Source organism: Streptomyces sp. LZ34 (assembly GCF_053890475.1).
In genome coordinates, this window is sequence record NZ_CM132680.1 from 5,177,266 (window position 1) to 5,199,744 (window position 22,479).

A 22,479-nucleotide genomic window follows, 5' to 3' on the forward strand; every position below is an offset into this window, starting at 1 on the left:
CGATATGCGCTCGGCCGCGTGGTCCAGCATGCCACCCCAACTCCCCCGCTACCGTGGCGGCATGGACGGGACGGACGGAACCGACTGGACCGAGCGCGTGCGCACGCTGCGGCAGTGGTCGCGCAACGGGGAGCGGGCGCCGCACAAGCCGCTGCTCATGCTGTACGCGCTGGGGCGGTTCCAGCGGGACGCGGGCGAGGCGCTGCGGTTCACCGAGGTCGAGGCGGATCTGAAGCGGCTGTTGGAGGGGTACGGGCCCAGGCGCGGCACCAACGCCGCCTATCCGTTCCACCATCTGGTGAGCGACGGGGTGTGGGAGGTGCGGACCGACGCGGGCGCGGGCAGCCCGGGCACGGCGCTGGGCGCGCTGCGCGCGAGCGGGGCGGCCGGGCGGCTCGCGCCCGGCCTGCGGGCCGCGCTGGCCGCCGACCCCGCCCTGCTCGGCCGCCTCGCCCAACTCCTCCTCGACCAGCACTTCGCGCCCTCCCTCCACCCCGACCTCGCCGACGCCGCCGGGCTGGACCTGACCGTCGGCGACGGAGCGCGCGGCACCCGCCGGATACGCCGCGGGGCCGCCGAGATGCGGGAGCGGGTGCTGGCGGCGTACGAACGCCGCTGCGCGTTCTGCGGGTACGACGGGGCGATCGGCGGCACGGGCGGCGGGGCGGGCGGTCGTACGCCGGTGGGCCTGGAGGCCGCGCATGTGCGGTGGTGGGCCTTCGCGGGACCGGACGACCTCGCCAACGGGCTGTGTCTGTGCTCCCTCCACCACAAGCTGTTCGACAAGGGCGTGCTGGGCCTTGACGGGAAGCGGCGGATCCTGGTGTCACGGCACTTCACCGGCCGCAGCGAGGCCGCCCACACGTATGTGGTGCGGCTGGGCGGGCGGCCGGTGCTCGGGCCGCGGCCGGGCAGCGCGCCGGTCGCCGGGGAGCACATCGACTGGCACATGGCGCAGGTCTTCCACGGCGAGCCGCGGGTGGCGGCGGAGGGGTGACCGGCGGCGTGCGCGGCTACGACGCCGGGGCCTGCGCGCCCGCGTAGCCTTCCGGGTCGGTGGCGCGCAGCTTCCTGGCCCGCTCGCCCGGGTCGTAGCCGGGGCCGACCCCCTCGACGAGGATCAGGTCGCCCTCGATGTGGTCCGTCCGCAGCCGCAGGATCTCCTGGTAGGCGGGCGACTCGTACCAGGCGCGGGCCTCCGCGGAACCAGGGAACTCGATCAGGACCACGCTCCCCGGCCAGTCGCCCTCCACCACCTCCAACTCGCCGGTGTGGATGACGAAGTGGCCGCCGTAGGGGTCGAGCGTGGCCTGGATCCGCTCCAGGTACTCGAGGATGTCGGGGTGCGGGGTGCGGGCGCGCAGGTGGGCGAGTCCGAAGGCGGGGGGCATGGCTACTCCACAGTGTGCGCTGGTGGGGGCGGGTGCCGTCCAGGCTCTCGTGGGCGCGGGACGGCGTCGATTACCTGCGAGGTAAAGGCGAGGGGCCGGCCTGCGCGACGACGGCCGGTTCGGGCGCGGGGCCCGTCAGTCCGTGATGCCCAGGTCCTCGCGCATCACCCGCCGCATCGCCGACAGCCTCGGCTCGGCCTCCTTGAGCTCGACCAGCGCCGCCGCGGCGGTCTCCCCCTCGCGCGGCAGACCCCGGTCGATCCGCTTGGCCATGGCGTCGATCCCGGCGAGCACGGTGTTGAGGTCGCGGGACGCCTCCAGGACCCGCTCGGGGACGATCATCTGCGCCTGGGCGTAGCAGTCCCGGTACTCGCGCCGGGCCTCCTCGAGGCCGGTGCGGTCCTCCTCCGCGTAGACGCCGTCCCTGATCCGGTGCAGGGCGTCCTTGAGGAGGGTGTGGAACTGCCGGGAGGCGCGGTTCATGGCGGTGTAGGCGGTCCGGCGCTCCTCGGTGCGGCGCCGCCGGTCCTCGGCGCGCGCCTCTTCGGCGCGCTGCCGAGCCGTCATCTGTTGCTGGAGCATGGGAGCGAAGAGCGTGCCCAGAACGCCGACGACGGCGGTGATCATGGCGGCTATGACGGCGGTCACCCGGCCGACCCTAACCGACGCCACACTCGCCGCCCGAAAGCCGTAGCACTACCCTTTTCCCCCATGGGACCAGCGTCATCGGAAGCGCGGGCCGACCGCGCCGACGACCTGCTCGCGCTGGCCCGACTCGCCGCGGAACCGGAGTCCGTACGGGCCATCCTCGCCTGGCTCACCCGCCGCACCGGCGGCCGCGCCGCGCTGGTCGCACCCACGGGCGCGGTCCTCGCCACACCGGAACCGGAATCGGAACCGGACACGGAATCCGGCGTCGCCGCCGACGCCGCGCCGGCCGCCATCGAACTGCGCCGCCGCGGCGCGCCGTCCGCCGTGCTCGGCGGCGAGGGTGACCGCGCCGTGCACCTGGTCCGGCTCGGGCCCGGCGGAGCGCCGGGAGCCGCCCGGGCGGCGGGCGAGGACGAGCCGCCGTACCTCGCCGTCGTCGGGCCCGATGACCCGCGCTGCGGGGTCCTGCTCGCCGACGCCGCCCGCACCCTCGCGCTGTGCCGGCGGCTGGAGGAGGCGGAGCGGGCCCGCCGGCGCGTCGAGTCCGCCGAGGCGCACAGCCGCGAGGCGGTGCTGCACCTCCTCATGGTCGGCAGCGTGCCCGCCGCACAGCGGATCGCCGGGGCGCTGGGCCCGGTCCTGCCCGCCCTCGCCCGGGTGTACGTGGTCGAGTGTCCGGCCCGTCGGCGGCCTGAGATCGCGGGCAGGATCGACCGCGTGGCACGGGGCCGGGCGTGGATCGTGCCCTGCCCCGTACGCTCCAACCACCTCATCGCCCTCGTCCCGCCGGAGCGGAAACCAGAGCCGGGACCTGAACCGGAACCAGAACGCGGGCCCAGGACCGGACCCGCGTCCGACGCGGACGGGCTCGCCCGGCTGATCGTCCGGCAGGTCCCCGAGTGCCGGGTCGGCGCGAGCGCCGAGCACCCGCTGCGGGACACCTCGGTCGGCTACGAGCAGGCGTTCCACGCCCTCGCCGTGGCCCGTGGCGCGCCCCAGCGGTACGCCGGTTTCGGCGGACACACCGGCACCACGGCGCTCGCGGGCCCCGAGGGGCGGCTGTGGGCGCGGGAGTTGCTGGGGCCCTGCCTGGGGTACGTCCCGCCGCGCCGTGCCGACCCGGGCCCGCAGGAGCTGCTGGGCACGCTCGGCTCATGGCTCAGCTTCGGCGGCGCCGCCAACCGCCATCTCAAGATCCACCGCAATACGCTCGCCGCGCGCATCCGCCTCATCGGCGACCTGCTCGACCTGGACATCGGCCGCAGCCTGGCCGGCCAGTCCGCGGCCTGGCTCGCGCTGCGGCTGCACGGCGCACCGCCCGACACCACCGAGAGGCCCGCCGAAACGCCCGCAGAAGCACCTGCGGCCCCCGCCCCGGCAGCCGCCTCGCTCGACGCCCTGCTGTCCTCCCCCGCCGCCGGGCTGTGGGCCCGTGCCCAGCTCCGCCCGCTCGACGAGGCCGGGCCCGCGGCCGTCTCCGAGACCGTACGCGTCTGGCTGCGCGCGGACGCCCGGCTGCCCGCCGCCGCTGCCGCCCTCGGCATCTCGCTGCCCGGCGCGCGCAAGCGGCTGGCCAGGGCCGAAGAGGTGCTGGGGCGCTCGCTGCTGCGCGCGCCGAGCGCCAAGTACGAGCTGTGGCTGGCGATGCGGGCGTCGGGCTCGCTCTGAGCCGCCCCCGCCACCCCCGCCATCCCCGCCATCCCCGCCCTGAGATCAGCACCTGAGATCACCGTTCGAAGCGCAACCGCCGCACGCCGTGACTGTGCACAGTGTTCCTCGCGGAGCCCACCGCCCCCCGCGTACTGTCCTGGGCAAGCCCCGGGGGACCGTGCCGGAGCCGACCTCGCATCCTCCCTGAGGGCCGTACGCGCGATCCCCCCTCTTCCGTACGGTGACCGCGTCGGCACGGCCCTCCGGGCCCCACGCACAGAACAGGACCGCTGATGAGCCATCACCACGACTCGGAGCTCGCCCGCCAGGATCCGCGGCTCGACATCAGCGACACCTACCTCTTCCGCGGCACCGCCGGCACCGTCTTCGTCGTCAACGTCAACCCGCTCTCGGGCGGCGGCGGCTTCCACGACGACGAGAGCCGCTACGAGATCAAGGTGGACACGGACGGCGACGCCGTCGAGGACATCACCTACCGCTTCACCTTCTCGGCCCCGGCCGCCGACGGCAGCCAGCGCTGGGAGCTGCGCCGCCTCGACGGCGCGGCCGCCAGCGACCGCTTCGCGGACGCCCCCGTGCTGCTCACCGGCGCCACCGGCGAGCCCGCGCAGACGCCGGAGGGACTGCGCGCGTGGGCGGGCCCGGCCGGGGATCCGTTCTGGATCGAGGGCACGGTCGTCACCGCCGTGAAGACCGGCATCGCGCAGGGCACCGCGCCCGACCTGGCGGACTTCGAGCCCGCGCGGGCCGCCAACCTCTTCGCCGGCACCGACGTCCAGGCGATCGTCCTGGAGGTGCCGGACGAGGCCCTCGGCGGTGCCGGAGCCGCCATCGGCTTCTGGGGCTCCACCGTGCTCGCCACCGACGCGGGCGGCTGGCGGCAGATCAACCGCTGTGCCAACCCGCTGCTCAACACGCTCTTCGACCTCGAAGACGCCGAGCGGCACATCGACTTCAACGCCACCGAGCCTGCCGAGGACCGAGGCCGCTACGGAGCCGAGCTCCTCCGGGCCGCCGAGCGGGCCGCGGCGGCCGTGGGCGCGGTGCCCGACGCCGCGGCGCACGCCGCCCGCGTACGGGATCTGTTCCTCCCCGACCTGCTGCGTTACGAGGTGGGCAGCGAGGCGGTCTTCGCGGTCGACCGGCGCAACGGGCGCGGGCTGACCGACTGCGTGCCGGAGGTGATGTTCGAGCTGGTGCTCGGCGCCCCCGTCAAGCTGGGGCTGGACGCGAGCTCGGCCACGGGGGTGCCGAGCGACGTCTTCCCCTACCTCGCGGCGGCCGGGGCGCGGCCCTGACGACCGTGCCCCGGCCGCCGCACCGCGGCCGCCCGGCCCCCGCTCTCGAACCGCCCGCCTGAGAACATCTCGGGTGTGTTCACGGTCACCGGCGAGTTCGAGATCCATTTGACGGTCCGCCCTGTCACGGGGAGGGCGGACTCCCCCGTTCCGTACCGCGCGCTGGAGCGGTACGCGGCCGAGCGCGCCTGGAAGTTCACCCACATCGTCCTCGACCGTGGCCGCGTACCCTCCCAGCCGATGCTGACCCTGCGCGCCGCCGGCACCCTGCCGGCGGCCCGCTCCGCCGCCGATCACGCCGCGGCCGGGCTGGCCGGCGCGGGCTTCACGGTCGTACGGACGAAGGTCGAGGCGGCGCCGTGGGCCGAGGGGGTGCCGGTGTCCGACGAGGACGGCCGGACCCTCGGCCCGCGCTACTACTTCGAGCACCACATCAAGCTGCTCCTGGACGCGGCCGACGACGCGGCCGAACTCCTGCCGGTCGTCGGCGCCCACGCCGCCCATCTCTCCCGCAACGCCCGCCGGGTACGCCCCGACGGGCGCGCCGAGCGCTTCGTCACCCAGCGGTGCCGCCTGGTCGGCCGCGACACGGCGGGCCGCCGGCTGGCGGCGCTGACCGCCGCTCTGCGCGCGGGTGCCCGCGAAATCGTGTCGATAGAGCGGGAATTCGTCGTGTATGACAGCGAGGAGGGCCTGGACGCGGGCTGGATAGCCGAGGAGGAGGCAGCGCGATGACAGAGACAGAGTCGACATCGTCGGCGTCGTCGTGGACGGCGTTGGGCTGGGGCCCGTGGCCGGAGGACGGCACCATCCCCCAGGAGACGCTGGACGAGGCGGCCGCCGCGCGGATGCATCTGCCCAAGTCGCTGCGGCCGGTCCTCGGCGAAGGCGTCCTGCAGCGCCCGGTGTTCGACCCGTCCATGGCCCACCACCACCGGGCGATGCGGGCCGGCGAGCCGCAGTTCGAGGACGCGGAGGCCGGCCGCCGCTGGTACGCCGCCCGCCGCCGCGCCACGGACCTCGTCCTCGCCGCCGTCGCGGACTCGCCGTGGGCCGACCATCTGGTGCTGCGCGGCAGCGTGCTGCTCAAGGCCTGGTACGGCGAGGCGGCGCGGGAGCCCGGCGACCTGGACTTCGTCGTGGTCCCCGACTCCTGGCAGTTGGCGGACGAGCGCACGAGCCGGATGCTCGACGGCATCGCGCGCGCCGCCGACCTCAACTCCCGGCGCGCGAGGGGCCCCGTCCGCGTCGACTCCCGGGGCGCGGTCAGCGACGAGATCTGGACGTACGACCGCGTCCCCGGCCGCCGCCTGGTCATACCGTGGACGTCCGGGGAGGACGGCGTGCCGCCGGGCACGATTCAGCTCGACTTCGTCTTCAACGAGCCGCTGCCCGCACCCGCGGCCCTCACCTCGATCCCCCGCTGCACCGGCCGCCACACCGGCCCGGACGGATCCGCAGAAGGCACCGAGCCCCAGATCCGGCTCAACGCGGCGACGCCCGAGCTCTCCCTCGCCTGGAAGATCCTGTGGCTGATCACGGACATGCACCCGGAAGGCAAGGACCTGTACGACGCGGTCCTGCTGGCCGAGTGCACCAAGCTACGCTTCGAGCTGCTGCGCCAGGTGTTCCAGGGCGTCGAGTACGGGTACTACGAGCGGAATCCGGTGCTCCTGGAGTGGATCGGGACCGTCGAGGCGAACTGGTTCGAGTTCGCCAAGGACCATCCGCACCTCAAGGGCCGCCACAGCGAGTACCGCACCCGCCTCCTCAAGGCCCTCGCCCCCACCTACGCCGCCCTCGACGACGGCAGCGGTGAGTCCGCCGAGTACCTGGAGCGGGCGGCCTGGCTGGCCCAGTGGACGCGGGACTGCGGGAAGCTGCTGGCGGACTCCGGCATGGACGCGCTCCAGGAGCACCTGGTCGATCGGTATGTGCACGCGAAGAACGCCGTCGTGATCACTCGCGAGCTGCTCGGCCGCGCCGACTGCGAGATCGTGGACGCGGCCGAGGCCGTGCACGCCTTCCGGTCGTTCAGCCGCAAGGCGTACGACCTGAGCCAGGTCCTCGGCGACCCGGTCGAGGCGTCACGGCAGCTGGCACCCCCGCAGTGACGTTGTAGTGAGTATGAGACACCGACACGCCGTGGTGTCGGCGTGTCGCTGTCTCATACTCACTACAAACGCAGGCCCTGCGGCTACGCCCCCAGGATCGTGGTCAAGAACTCCCCCGTCCACGCCAGCAGCTCCCGCCCCACCAGCGGCTTCCCGCCGATCCGGGCCGTCGCCGGCCGGGGCACCAGCACCTGCTTGGTCGCGGACTTGATCACCGACCGCGGATAGAGCCGCCCCAGCCGCAGCTCCTGCGACTCGCGCAGCTCGACCGGCCCGAAGCGGATGTTGGAGCCCTGGAGCGTGATGTCGCCGACCCCGCAGGCCCGCGCCAGCAGCCGCAGCCCCGCGACCAGCAGCAGGTTCTCCACCGGCTCGGGCAGCTTGCCGTAGCGGTCGGTGAGCTCCTCGCGGACGTGGCGGATGTCCTCCTCACTGGCCGCCGAGGCGATGGCCCGGTAGGCCTGGAGCCGCAGCCGCTCCCCCGGCGCGTAGTCGTGCGGGACATGCGCGTCGACCGGGAGCTCGATCTTGACCTCGAGCGGGGCCTCTTCCGGCTCCCCGCCGCCCGCCTCCAGGGTGGCGCGGTAGTCGGCGACGGCCTCGCCCACCATGCGTACGTACAGGTCGAAGCCGACGCCCGCGATATGACCGGACTGCTCGCCGCCGAGCAGATTGCCCGCGCCGCGGATCTCCAGGTCCTTCATCGCCACATACATGCCCGCGCCCATCTCGGTGTGCTGGGCGATGGTCGCCAGCCGCTCATGGGCGGTCTCGGTCAGGGGCTTCTCGGGCGGGTAGAGGAAGTACGCGTATCCGCGCTCGCGCCCCCGGCCTACGCGGCCGCGCAGCTGGTGCAGCTGGGAGAGGCCGAAGTTGTCGCCGCGCTCGACGATCAGCGTGTTGGCGTTGGAGATGTCGATGCCGGACTCGACGATCGTCGTCGAGACGAGCACATCGAACTTCTTCTCCCAGAAGTCGACGACGACCTGCTCCAGCACGGTCTCCGCCATCTGGCCGTGGGCGGTGGCGATCCGCGCCTCGGGGACGATCTCGCGCAGCCGCGCCGCCGCCCGGTCGATGGACTCGACCCGGTTGTGGATGTAGAAGACCTGGCCCTCGCGCAGCAGCTCGCGCCGGATGGCCGCGCCGATCTGCTTCTGCTCGTACGGGCCGACGAAGGTGAGCACCGGGTGGCGCTCCTCCGGCGGGGTGGTGATCGTGGACATCTCGCGGATGCCGGTGACCGCCATCTCCAGGGTGCGCGGGATGGGGGTGGCGGACATGGTCAGCACGTCCACATTGGCCCGGAGCTTCTTCAGCTGCTCCTTGTGCTCGACGCCGAAGCGCTGCTCCTCGTCCACGACGACCAGGCCCAGGTCCTTGAACTTGGTCTCGGAGGAGAACAGGCGGTGGGTGCCGATGACGATGTCGACCGAGCCCTCCCGCAACCCCTCCAGCACCGCCTTCGCCTCGGTGTCCGTCTGGAACCGGGACAGCGCCTTGACGACCACGGGGAACTGCCCGTACCGCTCGCTGAACGTGCCGAAGTGCTGCTGCACCAGCAGCGTGGTCGGCACCAGCACGGCGACCTGCTTGCCGTCCTGGACTGCCTTGAAGGCCGCCCGCACCGCGATCTCGGTCTTGCCGTAGCCGACGTCACCGCAGATCAGCCGGTCCATCGGGACCGACTTCTCCATGTCCTCCTTGACCTCGCCGATGGTGGTCAGCTGGTCCGGGGTCTCCGCGTACGGGAAGGCGTCCTCCAGCTCGCGCTGCCAGGGGGTGTCCGCGCCGAAGGCGTGGCCGGGCGCGGCCATGCGGGCAGAGTAGAGCTTGATCAGGTCGGCCGCGATCTCCTTGACGGCCTTCTTCGCGCGCGCCTTGGTCTTGGTCCAGTCGGCGCCGCCGAGGCGGTGCAGGGTCGGGGCCTCGCCGCCCACGTACTTGGTGATCTGCTCCAGCTGGTCGGTCGGCACGAACAGCCGGTCGCCGGGCTGGCCGCGCTTGGCGGGCGCGTACTCGACGACCAGGTATTCGCGGGTGGCGCCCTGGACGGTGCGCTGCACCATCTCGATATAGCGGCCGACGCCGTGCTGCTCATGGACGATGAAGTCGCCCGCCTGGAGGGACAGCGGGTCGATGGTCTTGCGCCGCCGGGCCGGCATCCGGGCCCCGTCCTTGCCCGCCGCCTTCTGCCCGGACAGGTCGGTCTCGGTCAGCACGGCCAGCCCGAGGCCGGGGTCCACGAAGCCGTATTCGATCGAGCCGCAGGCCACATGCACCACGGACGCCTTGATCTCGGCGAGGTCCCCGTCCAGCCGCGCCGCGATCCCCTCGCCGCCCAGCACCTCGACCGTACGGGAGGCCGGGCCGTGGGCCTCGGTCACGTACACCGTCTGCCAGCCGTCGGCCAGCCACCCCTTGGTGTCCGCGAGCGCGCGGGCGGTGTCGCCCCGGTAGGTCTCGGTGGCGCGCATGCCCAGCTTGAGCGTGTCTTCCTCGATGTCCTCGTCGGTGGCCGTGAAGGGGCTCACCGACCACCACATCATGCCCAGCTCGCGCGCCCGGTCGCGGACGTCGGCGATGCTCCACAGCGAGGCGGCGCCCACATCGATCGGCGCCTCGCCGCCGCCGGCGGTGGCCGCCCAGGACGCCTGTAGAAACTCCTGGCTCGTCGCCACCAGGTCCGCCGCCCTGGTCCGCACCCGCTCCGGGTCGCAGACCACGGCCATGCTGCCCGCCGGCAACACGTCCAGCAGCAGCTCCATGTCGTCCACGAGCACGGGCGCGAGCGACTCCATGCCCTCGACCGCGATCCCCTCGGCGATCTTGCCCAGCAGCTCGCCCAGCTCCGGGTGGTCCTCGGCGAGCGCCGCCGCCCGCTCCCGCACCTCTTCGGTCAGCAGCAGCTCACGGCAGGGCGGGGCCCACAGCCCGTGCTCGGCGACCTCCAGGGATCTCTGGTCGGCAACCTTGAAGTAGCGGATCTCCTCGACGTCGTCGCCCCAGAACTCGATCCGGAGCGGATGCTCCTCGGTCGGCGGAAAGACGTCCAGGATCCCGCCGCGCACCGCGAACTCGCCGCGCTTCTCGACCAGCTCCACCCGCGAGTACGCGGCGGCCGCCAGCCCGTCGACGATCTCTCCCAGATCAGCGCTCTGTCCCGACCGCAGACTCACAGGATCCAGGTCGCCCAACCCCTTGACCTGCGGCTGCAGCACCGACCGCACCGGCGCGACCACCACCGACACCGGCCCGGCCGCGGGGTCGTCCGCACGCGGATGCGCCAGCCGCCGCAGCACGGCCAGCCGCCGGCCGACCGTGTCCGACCGCGGCGACAGCCGCTCGTGCGGCAGCGTCTCCCACGACGGGTACTCCACCACCCCGTCCGGTGGCAGCAGCGACCGCAGCGCGGCGGCCAGATCCTCGGCCTCCCGCCCCGTAGCCGTCACCGCCAGCACCGGCCGCCCGGCGGAGCGCGCCAGCGCGGCGACGGCGAAGGGTCGGGCGGCGGGCGGGCCGACCAGGTCGACATGGTGACGCCCGCCGTTAGCGGCGGCCTGAACCGCCTCGGCGAGCGCGGGGTCCCGTACGACGGCGTCGAGCAGACCGGTAAGGCTCATAAGGGGCTATTCCATCCCGGAGGCGAACAACGCGAATGACCCGACACGTCACACGGGCCGGGGGTCTTCCAGAGTACGGCCACCCGCCGACAACGTCCGCCGGGTTCCCTCACCGCCCGGGGCAACACCCACAACCCGGATCCGCACCATATGCACACGCACGAGCACAGTCCGTCACCCGTATGGCAGTATGGGCCCATCGGTATGGTTAGCCATATGAAGACAACCGTGGAGATCTCCGACGCACTGCTGGACGAGGCTCGGCGGACAGCGCGCGAGGAAGGAACGACACTCAGGGCGCTGATCGAAGAAGGGTTGCGATCGGTACTGGCTCAGCACGCGCACCGCAGCCACTCGTTCACGCTCCAGGACGCCAGTGTGGGAGGCGAGGGCTTGCAGCCCCAAGCGCTAGGGGCGAGCTGGGAGCAGCTTCGCGGTCTCGCATACGGGGACCGCCTGTGATCGCCGTTGACACCAACATCCTGGTGTACGCACACCGATCCGACAGCCCTTTCCATGCGGCAGCGGCGGCACAGGTCAGACGACTGGCCGAGGGGCGAGCTCCCTGGGCGTTGCCATGGCCATGCCTGCACGAGTTCTTCTCGATCGCCACGCACCCGCGCATCTACCAGCCGCCGAGCACCACAGCCCAGGCACTCGCGCAGATCGACGCCTGGCTCGCCTCACCCTCAGTGGTTCTCCTCTCGGAGGCGGGCACCTACTGGCCGACCCTGCGGCAGTCGCTGGAAGACGGCAAAGTCACCGGCCCCATGGTGCACGACGGCCGCATCGCAGCCCTGTGCGTGAGCAGTGGCGTGCGCGAACTGTGGTCGGCGGACCGCGACTTCAGCCGGTTTCCCGCGCTCACCACCCGTAATCCGCTGCGCCACTGACACGTCCGCTCCGCTGATCGATGACCGGCGGTCCAACCCATTCGGCCCTCCTCCCCCTGGTGAGTGAGTGGCCGTCCGGGACACAGGCAGGCCAACCTGTCGCGCTGGACGGGTCAGCGGTCGGTCGACAGCAGGAAAGGGCGGCTACCCGCGTCGCCGCGGGACCCCTCCCGAGCCCAGCCTGCTAAACAGCTGACACAGTCGCTCGCGCCCCCCTTCAAGGACGGTCCTGATGACGCACGACCACCCAGCACCTTCGAGAGGGACCCGGTGCGGCACCGGAACACGTCGGCCGCGCCGCGCGGCACCGCTGGTGGCGGCCCTGCTGCTGGTCATGACCGGATGCGACAGCGAAAGCGAGGGCAGGGGCGGGGGCGGGGGCGGAGACAAGGACTCCGCCAAGCCGCGCTCGACACGCTGGCGGTACGACTACGTCAGCCCGTCCCGTGACACGAGCCTGTTCGACATAGCCGCCGTTTCCAAGGACGAGGGATGGGCCATGGGCCGGGAGATGCCGGAGGACGGCGTCGGCGACTACGTCCTGCTGCACCGCCGCGGCTCCACATGGCGGCGGGCCGAGATGCCACTGCGTCCCGTGAAGGGGGCGGAGTTCTCCAACACCCAGCTGGACGCCTCCGGCCCCGACAACGTGTGGCTGTTCACCGACCAGATCGAGGCGGGCGGCATCGACTCGAAGGGGGCGCCGCAGGCCGTGCGCTGGGACGGCCACCGGTGGCGCAGGACCTCGGTTGACTTCAGCGTGCAGGACGTCGCCGTCCTGGGGCCCGACGACGTGTGGGCGCTAGACTCGACGATGGGGGCCGACGGTGCCGTGGCGCACCACTGGGACGGCGAGCGCTGGACCAGGCACACCCTGCCCCACCAAGCCAACGCGCTGTCCGCGAGCGGCCCGGACGACGTCTGGGCGGCGGGCTACAGCGACAATCAGCCCGCGATCATGCACTTCGACGGGAAGAAGTGGCGGTCGGCGACGACGCCCGAGTACCGCTCCCCCCAGCCGAAGCCGGACGAGGACGCCTCGCTGACCGAGATCGTCGCCATCGACCAGGACAGCGCCTGGGCGTTCGGCTCGCACAGCTACACCGTCGACGAAGACACCGCGGAGACGCGCGACACGCCGCTCGCGCTGCACTGGGACGGCTCGCGCTGGCGGAAGGCCCCGAAGGCCCTGGACAGCTCTGTGAAGATCCATCCCTACCCCGCGATGTCGGCGACCCAGGACGGCGCGGGCGGGTTCGTCCTGGGCGGCCGGCAACACCGCACCGCCGACGGCACCCTGCATGTGATCAAGGAACCGAAGCCGGTCGTCGACCGCTCCGAGACGAGCAGCACCGCGAACCGGCGCCAGCACTTCGAACTGAGCGACCTGCAGTTGGTGCCCGGCACCCACGAAATCTGGGCCGTCGGCTACATCGACATCGAGCTCAACGACGACGCGAACCTCATGCGCGGCGCGGTCGCCGCCTATTCCACCGGCGGCTGACCGACGCGGCGCGCCCTGGATGGCCAGCGTGAGCACATCGCGGTGGGGCCCGAGTTGCTCAGGCGGTGTGCGGATCCTTGGAGACCAGCCACCGCCAACGTCGGCGTTCCGTGACGAGGGTGGCGGCGGCGAGGAGAGACACAAGGACTGCCACATAGATGGGCCATGCCAACCACGCGGAGATCACGGCGGCAGCGAGCTGGAGGAGCACGAGCAGGATCGTGACCGACCCCGGAACCGGGATGATCACCTGCTTCTTGTCTCCCGGGGTGGAGAAAACGGTCGGAAGGCCGATCAGTACCGCCACCGCCAAGATGGCGAGCAGCCATGAGTACTCGGACAAGGCCCACGGGGTGGCCGCCCAGGCGACAAGTTCCGTGGCGAAGCGCAGGGCCGATGCGAAGCGGTCGTCCGGTCGTTCCACGTTTCGTCCCCCAAGAGCTGCGTCGACCACCAGCGGAAGATCGTACGAGGTGCAAGCGACCGTCGCGCGGCTGGCCCGACAGGAGCACTCATGGGCCCGCGCCCCTGGATGCGGAGCCCCATCGCCAGGACAGTGCCTATTCGGCCTCGGGCCACGTAATGCGCAGTGCGTGGTGGAGCCATGCGACCAGAGCCATCAACACCGCGGCCACGCCGCCCCACGTCATGACCGTCGACGGGGAAGACCGGTCGACGATGACACCGCCAACCAACGCTCCGAACGAAATCGTGGCCTGAAACGACGTGGTGAACATGACCGACGCCGCCTCCCTGGCGCCGGGAGCCGCCTTGGCAAACCACGTCTGAGAGCAGACCGGGACGGCGCCGTATGCCATTCCCCAGATCACCAGAAGAGCGATCGCCCCCGCGCGCCATTGGCCGAGCACCGGTAAAAGCAGGGTCGCAGTGGCGATGATCGCCGCCGCGACCGCGAAGGTGGCGCGTGGATAGCGGGCCGCATGGGATCCGCCCACGAAATTGCCGACGATTCCCGCGGCTCCGTAGATGAACAGGGAAACGGTGATGAGGCCGGAACTCGCTTGGGTGACCTGCTCCAGGAACGGGTTGATGTATGTGTACGCCCCGAAGTGGGCGAGCACGACGAGAAATGTCACGGTCAGCGCGAAGCGTGTGTTGACACCCCGGAGCATGCCGCCGAGCACGGCCAGACGAGTGGCCTGCTCGGGCGGGAGCGGGGGCAGCACCGCAAGCAGCGCGATAAAGACGGCGACGGCCAGAACTCCCATGACCACGAATGCCATCCGCCAGCTAGTGGCGTCTCCGATGAAGGTGCCCAGAGGAACACCGAGCACCGACCCCAGCGGCACCGCCGAGAAAATGACCGCTGTCGCCCGCCCCACCGAGTCAGCCGGTACCAGGCGGCTCGCCAGCCCGGCCCCGATGGACCAGAACCCGCCGATGGTGATCCCCACCATCACCCGGGAAACGAGAACGAGCCAGTAGCTGGAGGCCGCCGCAGCGAGGAAGTTGGCCATGGCCAGCAAGAGAATGAGGGCACACAGCATCAGCCGACGGTCGATTCGCGCCGTGGCCGCGGTGACCAGAGGGGCGGAGAGCGCAGCCAGGAACCCTGGCATGGTCATCATCAGCCCGGCCATTCCATCCGAGACGGTGAAGCTTGAGCCGATCGATGTCAGCAGGCCGATGGGCAAGATCTCCGTAGTGACGATGGAGAAAATGCCCATCATCACCGAGACCACCGCCAGCCATGAAGTCATGGCTGAGCGACTCGCAGATTCAGCGCTTCGGGCAGAGGTCACAGTAGCCGTGGGCATGAGTTTCCGCTCTTTGTCGGGCGTTCCATAAGCTGTGTGACCACCAGCTCACCAAGGGCGCCGACCAGATACTGGCGGGATTGCGACACCAACAGTGGCTTCAGACGTTGATGTCGCTTTCTCGCCACTGGTTCGCCCGTTACGTTTCGTTCATGAGCCGCCATGAGGTACCGCACGCTGCCGCCCGAGTACTGCGTTTGCGTCAACGCCCGTTGACCGCCGCCGCTCACGCCTGGGCCGACGGCTCCTGCCCTTCGACGCAGAACCGGTTGCCTTCCGGGTCGGCCAGCACGACGTACGGCCGCCCTCCGGGAGCCAGGCTTTCCGGATAGTGGCGCCAGTCGACACGCCGCGCCCCCAGCGCCACAAGGCGGCCTACTTCGTCATCGAGATCACGGTCACCGGCGTCCAGATCGAAGTGGATGCGGGGAAACTCATCTGCGGGACTTTCACTCACGTCCATGGCGATGGCGACTCCGGACTCACCCGGCGGCGGCTCCAGGACGATCCAGTCATCGCCCTCGTAGCGGGGAGGTCGCTGCACGTACCCCAGCGCCTGACGCCAGAACTCGCCCGCCCTCCTGTCGTCGTTCACGCCCAACGAGATCTGCTTGATCGCCGTCATACCGGCACACTAATGAGTGGTGTCGGGGAGCATGGCGCTATGGACGAAGAAGTGTGATCCCCATTGCTTCGCGCCCCTGACAGCAACCGCCTGCGGGTGGACACATCGCCAGCCACCCAGACATGTACAGTAGTGTACACTTCTGCACATGTCTGATGTACTGCCCATGACGGAGGCCCGGGCCCGATTCGGGTCACTTGTCCGCCGCGCCTCCCACTCCCGCGAGCGCATCACCATCACCGACCACGGCCAGCCTGCTGCCGTGCTGATAAATCCCCAGGAACTCGCCGACCTGGAGGACGCTCTCGCGCTGGCGCAGTATCGGATCCGCCAGGCGACGGGCGAAGTCGTCGGCGTCCCGCACGAAGAGGTCCGTAGGCGGCTGGGCCTGGAGCAGGATTGAACTTCCGAATCACCTGGGACGAACCGGCAATCAACGCCGCGGCGCGCTTCCTCAAGGACGACCCCGAGGGCTTACAGCAGGTCTTCGCCGCAGTCGATCTCCTCGCCGTCAATCCGCGCCCAATAGGCACCGCCGAATATGGGTCACCAGATCTCCGCCGCATGCACGTGGGCTTCTATCGGGTCATGTACGAGATCACGGACTCGACCGTCACCATCATGATCATGCATCTCGGTCGCACCGGCTGATCTGCACGCGGGCAGGACGTCGCCCCTGCCCAGCCGCTTACCTTTCCTCCATGAGCCACGCCCACGTGCCGCACGCCTTCACCGCGGTCGACCGCCAACCACGGCCGATCGAACTCGTCGACGTTCTGAAGCGGTTGGCCGCCGAGCCGTTCTACAGCGCGTACAAGCGGCGGCTGCGCGAGCTCTTGCAGGCCCGCCCGGGCGGACGCTATCTCGACGTGGGCGCCGGTACAGGGGCCGGCGCGCTGGCGCTGCATGCGGAGACCGGGGCGCGAGCCGTGGGCGCGGACCGTTCCTTGACGATGGCCACTTCGATGAAAGCCGCAGGCCTCGCACACGTCGTCGTCGCGGACGGACACCATCTGCCGTTCCGGGACGCATGCCTGGACGGGGCGTGGGCGGACCGCGTGCTTCAGCATGTGGCCGATCCCGAACGGGTCGTCGACGAAATGACCCGCGTGGTCCGCCCCGGCGGGCGGATCGTACTGGCTGACCCCGACTACTCCACGCAGGTCCTCGACATCGAGGATCAGGACCTCGCCACCCAGGTGCTGCGCTTCCGCGCCGAGGCCAACCTCCGCAACGGCACGCTGGCCCATCGCCACGCCGGCATGCTCGCGGCCCGCGCGCTGGCAGACGTCACGGTGGAGGCCCGGACTCTGGTCGTCCGGGACCCCACGGCCGTCGACAACGTGATGGGACTTCGGAGCTGGGCCCACACAGCCGCCGCTCGCGGATACCTCGCCCCGGCCGACGCCGACAGGTTCGTCGCCCAGTTCGATCAAGCGGTCAGCACGGGTCGGTTCACCTACGCCATGACCTTCTTCCTCACCTCAGGGGTCCGGGTCGCCCGCTGACGGCCTCGGCGCGGGCGACCTGCATGATCTTCCGGATCTCATCCATGGCCGCCTGCCACTTTGGGTCGCCCTTGTCGAGCGTCTGGGCGGCGTGCTCGGCGGCGCGCAGGCGCCGGGCCCTGTCGGAGGAACGCTCGATCTCGATCAAGGTGGCCCACTTGAGCTGGAACATCGCGATCGGCCCGAAGCTGTTGGACTCTGCGGCCATCGCGAAGACCGCATCCCGCTCGGACGTCATCTCCGCCAGGCGGGAGGGCGCGACCTGCGTGAGTGCGGCTCGCAGCTCGGCCAACCGAGCCCCTGGCACGGTTCCTCCGCGCCAGGGATCGATAGATCCGTTCGACGCCGTCACGCGGCCTCGGCCCGCGCGAACGCGGCACCGGCCCCCGGGGCGAGCCACACCAGCCGCGCCGAGACCCCCTTGCGGCGCCCGTAGTGCCACACCGCGCGCTCCGCCGAGCCGAGCGACATCGTCACCGCCCCGCCCACGCCGATCACGTGCGCGCTGCCGTCGTCGTACGCCATGCCCCAGGCAGCGACGTGCGCGTCCGCGCACTCCGTCTCCAGGTCGTATTCCTGCACCACGGCGAACATGCGGGGTGCGGTATCGAGCACGAGTGCGCACACCTCCTGGTCGAAATCGAACGGCGCGGCGCCGGGGTTTTGGGGGGATACGGTGGCCATGGAAGTCTCCCGTCACGAGGAGGAGTTGGGCAGGGCATACGCGACCAACGGGGCAATTCCCCGCCTCTGGGTGTGAGTTACACCATAGCCACGAGCTATGATCCAGTGAACCCAATCGATGGGATACGTCATAACACCCCTCGTGTGGGTGAACGGCACCACGCGTGAGCGAGAGGGAAAGCACGATGGCCCGGATCAAGCTTCCGCCGACCATTCGGCAACGTCGGCTGGGTGCCGAACTGCGTCGGCTACGGGAGCGGGCAGAGCTCAACGCCACGCAGGCCGGCGTACTGCTCGGTTCGTCACAGTCGCGCGTCAGCAGTATCGAGTCCGGGGGCTATGCGGTGAGTGCCGACCGGGTACGTGCCATGGCACGGGCGTACGGTTGCGCGGATCAGGCGCTGATCGAATCGCTCGCGGAGATGACCGGCGGCCGCACCCGGGGCTGGTGGGACGAATACCGCGACATCCTCCCGCCGAGCATGCTCGACATGGCCGAGCTGGAGCACCACGCCCGGGCCATGCGGATCGCCTGTGTCATCCATCTGCCCGGGCTCCTGCAGACGAGGGATCACGCTCGCGCGATCATCAGCGCTGTCGAGCCGCCTCTCGCCCCGCATGAGGTCGAGCACCGGGTCTCGTACCGGATCAAACGGCAGGCGATTCTCTACGGAGAGCGGCCCAGCTCGCTGACAGCGATCATCCACGAGGCCGCTCTGCGCATGGATTTCGGCGGTTCGGACGTAGCCCGCGCACAGCTTGAACACCTGCTCTCGATGAGCGAGCAGGAGCACATCACCGTGCTGGTGATCCCCTTCGGCTCGGGTGCCTTCCCGAGCTCTGGGCAGGCAATCGTCCACCTCAGCGGTTCGGTTCCGCATCTGGACACCGTGGAGCTCGACACGGACCATGGCTCCGAGTTCCTGGACACCCAGCCTCAACTGACCAGGTATCGCAGCACGCTGAACCGGATGGAGGCCCTTGCCCTCAAGTCGACGGCGTCACGCGACGTGATCCACCACATTGCGCAGGGCTTCTAGCGAAGGAACATCCGTGTCCACGTCCACCTACACCTGGCGGAAGTCGTCGTACAGCGGCAACGCGGCGAACTGCGTCAACGTCGCCACCAGCTGTGACGGCAGGGTCCATATACGGGAGAGCGACGCACCCGACGTCACGCTTACCACCCGCCCCACCGCCTTCGGCGTCTTCATACGCGCCGTCAAAACAGGCGAGTTCGACCGCCTCAGCCCGTAGTCCGTAGTCCGTGAGGAGCACGCGTGCCCACCTACAACTGGCGGAAGTCGTCGTACAGCCCGAATGCGGCGAACTGCGTCTACGTAGCCCTCGACAGTGACGGTAGGGTCAAAATGCGGGAGAGCGACGGGCCCAACGCCACACTCGCCGCCACCCCTGCCACGTTCGGGGTCTTCATACGCGCCGTCAAGGCAGACGCCTTCGACCAGCTCGCCGCAGACTGAGCCAGCAGGCCCCCGGACACCCCACCCTTTTAAAAAACGCTTGACCGGAAGCAAGCATTTTTAAAAAGGGTGGGGTGGGGCGAGCCTCCGGCGGCACCACCGCACACCAAATCCCCACCGCACACCAAACCCGCACCGCGCACCGGGCCGGGCCGCCCACCCCGCCTCTCGCCGGCCGCAGTGTGCCGAAGGCGCGAGACGGCGGGGCAGACGGCCGGGTCGAATGCCGCCCAGCGGCGCTGGGCCGTCGCCCCCACTACGGCCGGAGGCCAAACGCGCTCACGCCGCGCGGCGGATCTCCTTGATCTTGAGCATGCGCGTGATGACCTTGTCGAGCTCGTCGTCCTGGAAGACCTTCTTCCAGTCGTCCCGCACGATCGACTCGCGCCCGTAGTCCATCGCGATCAGGCACGCGTCGGAGAACGGGTTGTCGCCCTTGAGCGTGTTGGCGAGGGCCACCTGCGTGTGGCCCAGCAGCATCGCGCGGGCGGCGGACTCCGGAACGCCCACTGTGTGGACGGTCTCGTGGAGGGCCTCCGTCAGGAGCGCGCCGACCATGCAGGCGATGGTTTCGACGAGGGTGGGCTCCAGGACGGCCAGTTGCTTGACGGTGACCCAGTGGACGTCGACGACGGGCGCGTACATGGTGCGGATCACGGTCTCGGTCAGCTCGCGGGCCGCCTCGTCCTCGGACTCGAACGCGGCGACGACCTCCTGGGGCGCGGCGATGCCGCCGAAGGTGTCGGCCCACTCCTCCTTGGTGGTGCGCTCCAGGAAGACCGACGGGTGGCAGGGGTGTGCGCAGGCGTTGGAGACGTCGTCGCGGCGGGCGAGCAGGCCGGCGTAGGCGGCGGCCGGGTCCAGGGTGAGGACGACCGAGCCCGGCTTCATGACGGGCACGAGGGCCTCGGAGACGGCGCCGAGGACGCGGTCGGGGACGGCGAGGATGACCACGTCCGCCTGGGCGGCGGCCTTCTCGGCGTCGATGACCTCGCGGCCCAGCTCGGCCAGGATCTCCTGGCCCTTGGGGGAGTTCTCGCTGAACAGGACGCGGAAGTCGCTCTTCTCGAGGTTCGCCGAGACGCGCAGGCCCATCTTTCCGGCGGCGCCGACGACGGCGACGGTCTTGGGCTCGGTTGCGGTGGGGGTGGTCATGAGGAGCTCCTCATCAGGGTGTTCAGGGTGGTGACGCTGTGCTTGGTCCACGCGTCTTCGAGTCGGGCGGTCTCCTCGAAACCGCCCTGCCACGGGAGCCAGTGCTCCACGATCTGGTTGACGCCCCGCTCCTCGGGGCGGGCCGCGCCGACCATGTGGCCGTAGTCGAGGAGGCCCTCGCCCAGCGGGCAGCCGGCGAAGGTGAAGCCGACCCAGCCGTCGCGGCGGGTGAAGGAGAAGTCCTTGACGTGGATGTTGACCACGTACGGGGCGGTGCGGTCGATGACGTCGGCGGGCCGCTCCAGGCGGGCCACGCTGTTGCCGGGGTCGAGGCACACGCCGAGGTGCGGGCTGTCGACTCCGGTGACGACGGCCAGCAGGTCGTCCGTGGAGACCTGCTCGTACGTCTCGAGGCCCAGCGTCACCCCGCGCTCGGCGTAGGCGGGCAGCGCCTCGCGCAGCAGGGCGATGGCCTCGGGGACCGTCGGCCGGTGGTCGTTGGTGTTGAGCATGGAGCGGATGAAGGTCGCGCCCAGCTTGTCCGCCAGGTCGAGATAGCGCAGCAGGTGCCCGGGGCGGACCCCGCGGGTGCCGAGCTCCAGTTGGATGCCGAGTTCCTGTGCGAGGGCGTGCAGCTCCGCCAACTCGGCGTCGGAGAAGGTCTCGATCAGCGGGTAGTCGCAGATCTGGAAGACCCCGACGCCCAGTTCGTGGGTCCGTCGCAGCATGTCCGACACCGTCAGCGGGTGCGGGGCCTTGCCGGAGATCTGCCAGAAGAAGGCGTAGGTGCTCAGGCCGAGGGCCATCACACACCCCCCGCCACAGCCGCCGCCCCGTGCAACGCCATCGCCTCGTCCAGGATTTGTTCGAACGCCGCCGGGTCGTGCGCGAAGCGGCCCAGGAAGAGCCCGCCCACCTCCGGGCCGAGCCGGGTGAGCAGGCCTGGGCCCGCGCTGCCGCCGTAGACGACGCGGCTGCCGGCCAGCGGCTCACGCCCGTCGAGCCACGCGGACAGCGCCGCGCACACCGCGCGGATGTGCTCGGGCGAGGCCGGTTCGGGCGCGCCGATGGCCCACTGGGGTTCGTACGCCACGACGAGCGGGCCGAGCGCCCCCGCCCGCTCGGCGTCGGCGAGGGCGGACTCGACCTCGGCGATGCAGCGGGCGGCGGCCCGCTCGGCGTCGGTGCGCTCGGGCTCGCCGACGCACAGGACCGGCGTGAGGCCGTTGCGCAGCGCGGCGGCGGTCTTCGCGGCCACGACCGCCTCGTCCTCGTGGAAGAGGCGGCGCCGCTCGGCGTGCCCCACCTCGGCGTAGCCGCAGCCGATCTCCTTGAGCTGGGCGCCGCTGACCTCGCCGGTGTACGCCCCGGTGTCCTGGGCGCACAGGTCCTGCGCGCCGACCCGCACCCCGGTGCCGGCCAGCAGGCCGGAGACCGGGACGAGGGTGGGGAAGGAGGGGAGGACGAAGACCTCGGCCAGGCCGCCGGTGACGGCCGGGTGCCGGTCGGCGATGTCCGCGATGCGGCGGCACCAGTTGAGCGTCTCGTGGTGGCCGAAGTACATCTTGAGGCTCACGCCGATGGTGACGGAGGCGGAACGGGGCATCAGGCGGCCGCGCCCTCTTCGACCGTGCCTTCCTCGTACGCGCACATCAGCTCGACCTTGGCCGCCGAGGCCGAGGAGGTGTCGAAGCGGTAGGTGAGCCACTCGCGCGCCAGGCGGCGGGCCAGCTCCAGGCCGATGACGCGCTGGCCGAAGGTGAGGACCTGGGCGTTGTTGCTGAGGATGGCGCGCTCGACGGAGAAGCTGTCGTGGGCCGTGACCGCCCGGATGCCCTTGACCTTGTTGGCTGCGATGGCCACGCCCAGGCCCGTGCCGCACACCAGCAGCGCGCGGTCGGCCTTGCCCGCCGCGACCAGCTCGGCGGCGGCGATGGCGACCTTGGGGTAGGCGGTGTGGCCGTCGGCGTCCACGCCCACGTCCTGGACGGACTCGACCAGCTCGCTGGCCTCCAGGTCCTTCTTCAGGACCTCCTTGTAGTCGTAGCCGGCGTCGTCGGAGCCGACGACGATACGGAGCTTGTTGTTCATCTCAGCCTTCAT

26 protein-coding genes are annotated in these 22,479 nt (G+C 70.9%); 14 read left to right on the plus strand and 12 right to left on the minus strand.

Features of this window, described 5'->3' with window-relative positions; genetic code table 11:
* The first annotated feature begins 61 nt into the window (after positions 1-61).
* A complete protein-coding gene (locus ACWY4P_RS20545) occupies positions 62-997 on the plus strand; it encodes a phosphorothioated DNA-binding restriction endonuclease (protein ID WP_456211996.1) in 936 nt (311 codons plus the stop codon).
* Between the two features lie 16 nt (positions 998-1,013).
* On the opposite strand, the gene ACWY4P_RS20550 is transcribed toward ACWY4P_RS20545, so the two are convergent.
* Positions 1,014-1,391, minus strand: coding sequence for a DUF1330 domain-containing protein (locus tag ACWY4P_RS20550; RefSeq protein ID WP_456211997.1), 378 nt, complete (start codon positions 1,389-1,391; stop codon positions 1,014-1,016).
* Positions 1,392-1,526: 135 nt separating this feature from the next.
* Positions 1,527-2,039 carry a hypothetical protein gene (locus ACWY4P_RS20555; protein WP_456211998.1) on the minus strand — a complete coding sequence of 171 codons (513 nt, stop codon included), beginning with the start codon at positions 2,037-2,039 and terminating at the stop codon, positions 1,527-1,529.
* Between the two features lie 63 nt (positions 2,040-2,102).
* Here ACWY4P_RS20555 and ACWY4P_RS20560 point away from each other — a divergent pair, with 63 nt between their 5' ends.
* The 4 genes from ACWY4P_RS20560 (at position 2,103) to ACWY4P_RS20575 (ending at position 7,125) form a co-directional block, all read left to right on the plus strand.
* Positions 2,103-3,710, plus strand: a complete 1,608-nt coding sequence (locus ACWY4P_RS20560) for a helix-turn-helix domain-containing protein (RefSeq protein WP_456211999.1) — start codon at positions 2,103-2,105, stop codon at positions 3,708-3,710.
* Between the two features lie 275 nt (positions 3,711-3,985).
* Positions 3,986-5,011: a DUF4331 family protein gene (locus ACWY4P_RS20565; protein ID WP_456212000.1), complete on the plus strand. Its 1,026-nt coding sequence runs from the start codon at positions 3,986-3,988 to the stop codon at positions 5,009-5,011.
* A gap of 75 nt (positions 5,012-5,086) precedes the next feature.
* The gene (locus ACWY4P_RS20570) at positions 5,087-5,746 is read left to right on the plus strand and encodes a hypothetical protein (protein WP_456212001.1); all 660 of its coding nucleotides are present in this window, start codon (positions 5,087-5,089) and stop codon (positions 5,744-5,746) included.
* Positions 5,743-7,125: a nucleotidyl transferase AbiEii/AbiGii toxin family protein gene (locus tag ACWY4P_RS20575; RefSeq protein ID WP_456212002.1), complete on the plus strand. Its 1,383-nt coding sequence runs from the start codon at positions 5,743-5,745 to the stop codon at positions 7,123-7,125. The genes ACWY4P_RS20570 and ACWY4P_RS20575 overlap by 4 nt, the downstream gene beginning before the upstream one ends.
* Before the next feature lie 83 nt (positions 7,126-7,208).
* On the opposite strand, the gene mfd is transcribed toward ACWY4P_RS20575, so the two are convergent.
* Entirely contained in the window at positions 7,209-10,748 is a 3,540-nt protein-coding gene (gene mfd, locus ACWY4P_RS20580; RefSeq protein ID WP_456212003.1) for a transcription-repair coupling factor, read from the minus strand.
* 216 nt (positions 10,749-10,964) lie between these two features.
* Here mfd and ACWY4P_RS20585 point away from each other — a divergent pair, with 216 nt between their 5' ends.
* From ACWY4P_RS20585 to ACWY4P_RS20595, 3 genes are all read left to right on the plus strand, one after another.
* Complete coding sequence (locus ACWY4P_RS20585; RefSeq protein ID WP_456212004.1) at positions 10,965-11,210, plus strand: type II toxin-antitoxin system VapB family antitoxin; 246 nt, start codon at positions 10,965-10,967, stop codon at positions 11,208-11,210.
* Positions 11,207-11,641, plus strand: coding sequence for a type II toxin-antitoxin system VapC family toxin (locus tag ACWY4P_RS20590; protein WP_456212005.1), 435 nt, complete (start codon positions 11,207-11,209; stop codon positions 11,639-11,641). The genes ACWY4P_RS20585 and ACWY4P_RS20590 overlap by 4 nt, the downstream gene beginning before the upstream one ends.
* Before the next feature lie 232 nt (positions 11,642-11,873).
* Complete coding sequence (locus tag ACWY4P_RS20595) at positions 11,874-13,145, plus strand: hypothetical protein (RefSeq protein ID WP_456212006.1); 1,272 nt, start codon at positions 11,874-11,876, stop codon at positions 13,143-13,145.
* A 58-nt stretch (positions 13,146-13,203) separates the two neighbouring features.
* On the opposite strand, the gene ACWY4P_RS20600 is transcribed toward ACWY4P_RS20595, so the two are convergent.
* From ACWY4P_RS20600 to ACWY4P_RS20610, 3 genes are all read right to left on the minus strand, one after another.
* Positions 13,204-13,569 carry a hypothetical protein gene (locus ACWY4P_RS20600; protein ID WP_456212007.1) on the minus strand — a complete coding sequence of 122 codons (366 nt, stop codon included), beginning with the start codon at positions 13,567-13,569 and terminating at the stop codon, positions 13,204-13,206.
* A gap of 136 nt (positions 13,570-13,705) precedes the next feature.
* Entirely contained in the window at positions 13,706-14,923 is a 1,218-nt protein-coding gene (locus tag ACWY4P_RS20605; protein ID WP_456212008.1) for an MFS transporter, read from the minus strand.
* Between the two features lie 226 nt (positions 14,924-15,149).
* Entirely contained in the window at positions 15,150-15,548 is a 399-nt protein-coding gene (locus ACWY4P_RS20610) for a VOC family protein (protein ID WP_456212009.1), read from the minus strand.
* 148 nt (positions 15,549-15,696) lie between these two features.
* On the opposite strand from ACWY4P_RS20610, the gene ACWY4P_RS20615 reads away from it, so the two are divergent.
* From ACWY4P_RS20615 to ACWY4P_RS20625, 3 genes are read left to right on the plus strand one after another with little or no spacing between them, the layout of a single operon-like run.
* Entirely contained in the window at positions 15,697-15,951 is a 255-nt protein-coding gene (locus tag ACWY4P_RS20615; protein WP_456212010.1) for a type II toxin-antitoxin system prevent-host-death family antitoxin, read from the plus strand.
* Positions 15,948-16,199: a type II toxin-antitoxin system RelE family toxin gene (locus ACWY4P_RS20620; protein ID WP_456212011.1), complete on the plus strand. Its 252-nt coding sequence runs from the start codon at positions 15,948-15,950 to the stop codon at positions 16,197-16,199. The genes ACWY4P_RS20615 and ACWY4P_RS20620 overlap by 4 nt, the downstream gene beginning before the upstream one ends.
* Before the next feature lie 50 nt (positions 16,200-16,249).
* Positions 16,250-17,056: a methyltransferase domain-containing protein gene (locus ACWY4P_RS20625; protein ID WP_456212012.1), complete on the plus strand. Its 807-nt coding sequence runs from the start codon at positions 16,250-16,252 to the stop codon at positions 17,054-17,056.
* On the opposite strand, the gene ACWY4P_RS20630 is transcribed toward ACWY4P_RS20625, so the two are convergent.
* Together ACWY4P_RS20630 and ACWY4P_RS20635 are read right to left on the minus strand one after the other, a co-directional pair.
* Complete coding sequence (locus ACWY4P_RS20630; RefSeq protein WP_456212013.1) at positions 17,028-17,348, minus strand: hypothetical protein; 321 nt, start codon at positions 17,346-17,348, stop codon at positions 17,028-17,030. The genes ACWY4P_RS20625 and ACWY4P_RS20630 overlap by 29 nt on opposite strands.
* Positions 17,349-17,404: 56 nt before the next feature.
* On the minus strand, positions 17,405-17,740 hold the full coding sequence (locus ACWY4P_RS20635; RefSeq protein WP_456212014.1) for a hypothetical protein: 336 nt from the start codon (positions 17,738-17,740) through the stop codon (positions 17,405-17,407).
* Positions 17,741-17,925: 185 nt separating this feature from the next.
* Here ACWY4P_RS20635 and ACWY4P_RS20640 point away from each other — a divergent pair, with 185 nt between their 5' ends.
* The 3 genes from ACWY4P_RS20640 to ACWY4P_RS20650 are packed head-to-tail and all read left to right on the plus strand — an operon-like array spanning position 17,926 to position 19,221.
* Positions 17,926-18,780, plus strand: a complete 855-nt coding sequence (locus ACWY4P_RS20640) for a helix-turn-helix domain-containing protein (RefSeq protein WP_456212015.1) — start codon at positions 17,926-17,928, stop codon at positions 18,778-18,780.
* A gap of 13 nt (positions 18,781-18,793) precedes the next feature.
* On the plus strand, positions 18,794-18,997 hold the full coding sequence (locus tag ACWY4P_RS20645) for a DUF397 domain-containing protein (protein ID WP_456212016.1): 204 nt from the start codon (positions 18,794-18,796) through the stop codon (positions 18,995-18,997).
* Positions 18,998-19,020: 23 nt separating this feature from the next.
* Positions 19,021-19,221 carry a DUF397 domain-containing protein gene (locus ACWY4P_RS20650; RefSeq protein WP_456212017.1) on the plus strand — a complete coding sequence of 67 codons (201 nt, stop codon included), beginning with the start codon at positions 19,021-19,023 and terminating at the stop codon, positions 19,219-19,221.
* A gap of 279 nt (positions 19,222-19,500) precedes the next feature.
* Here ACWY4P_RS20650 and ACWY4P_RS20655 read toward each other — a convergent pair whose 3' ends face one another.
* The 4 genes from ACWY4P_RS20655 to ACWY4P_RS20670 are packed head-to-tail and all read right to left on the minus strand — an operon-like array spanning position 19,501 to position 22,467.
* Positions 19,501-20,376: a phosphogluconate dehydrogenase C-terminal domain-containing protein gene (locus ACWY4P_RS20655; RefSeq protein WP_456212018.1), complete on the minus strand. Its 876-nt coding sequence runs from the start codon at positions 20,374-20,376 to the stop codon at positions 19,501-19,503.
* The gene (locus ACWY4P_RS20660; RefSeq protein WP_456212019.1) at positions 20,373-21,182 is read right to left on the minus strand and encodes a sugar phosphate isomerase/epimerase family protein; all 810 of its coding nucleotides are present in this window, start codon (positions 21,180-21,182) and stop codon (positions 20,373-20,375) included. The genes ACWY4P_RS20655 and ACWY4P_RS20660 overlap by 4 nt, the downstream gene beginning before the upstream one ends.
* Complete coding sequence (locus ACWY4P_RS20665; RefSeq protein ID WP_456212020.1) at positions 21,182-21,982, minus strand: triose-phosphate isomerase family protein; 801 nt, start codon at positions 21,980-21,982, stop codon at positions 21,182-21,184. Before ACWY4P_RS20665 ends, ACWY4P_RS20660 begins: the two co-directional genes overlap by 1 nt.
* Positions 21,982-22,467: a ribose-5-phosphate isomerase gene (locus ACWY4P_RS20670; RefSeq protein ID WP_456213003.1), complete on the minus strand. Its 486-nt coding sequence runs from the start codon at positions 22,465-22,467 to the stop codon at positions 21,982-21,984. The genes ACWY4P_RS20665 and ACWY4P_RS20670 overlap by 1 nt, the downstream gene beginning before the upstream one ends.
* Between the last annotated feature and the right edge of the window lie 12 nt (positions 22,468-22,479).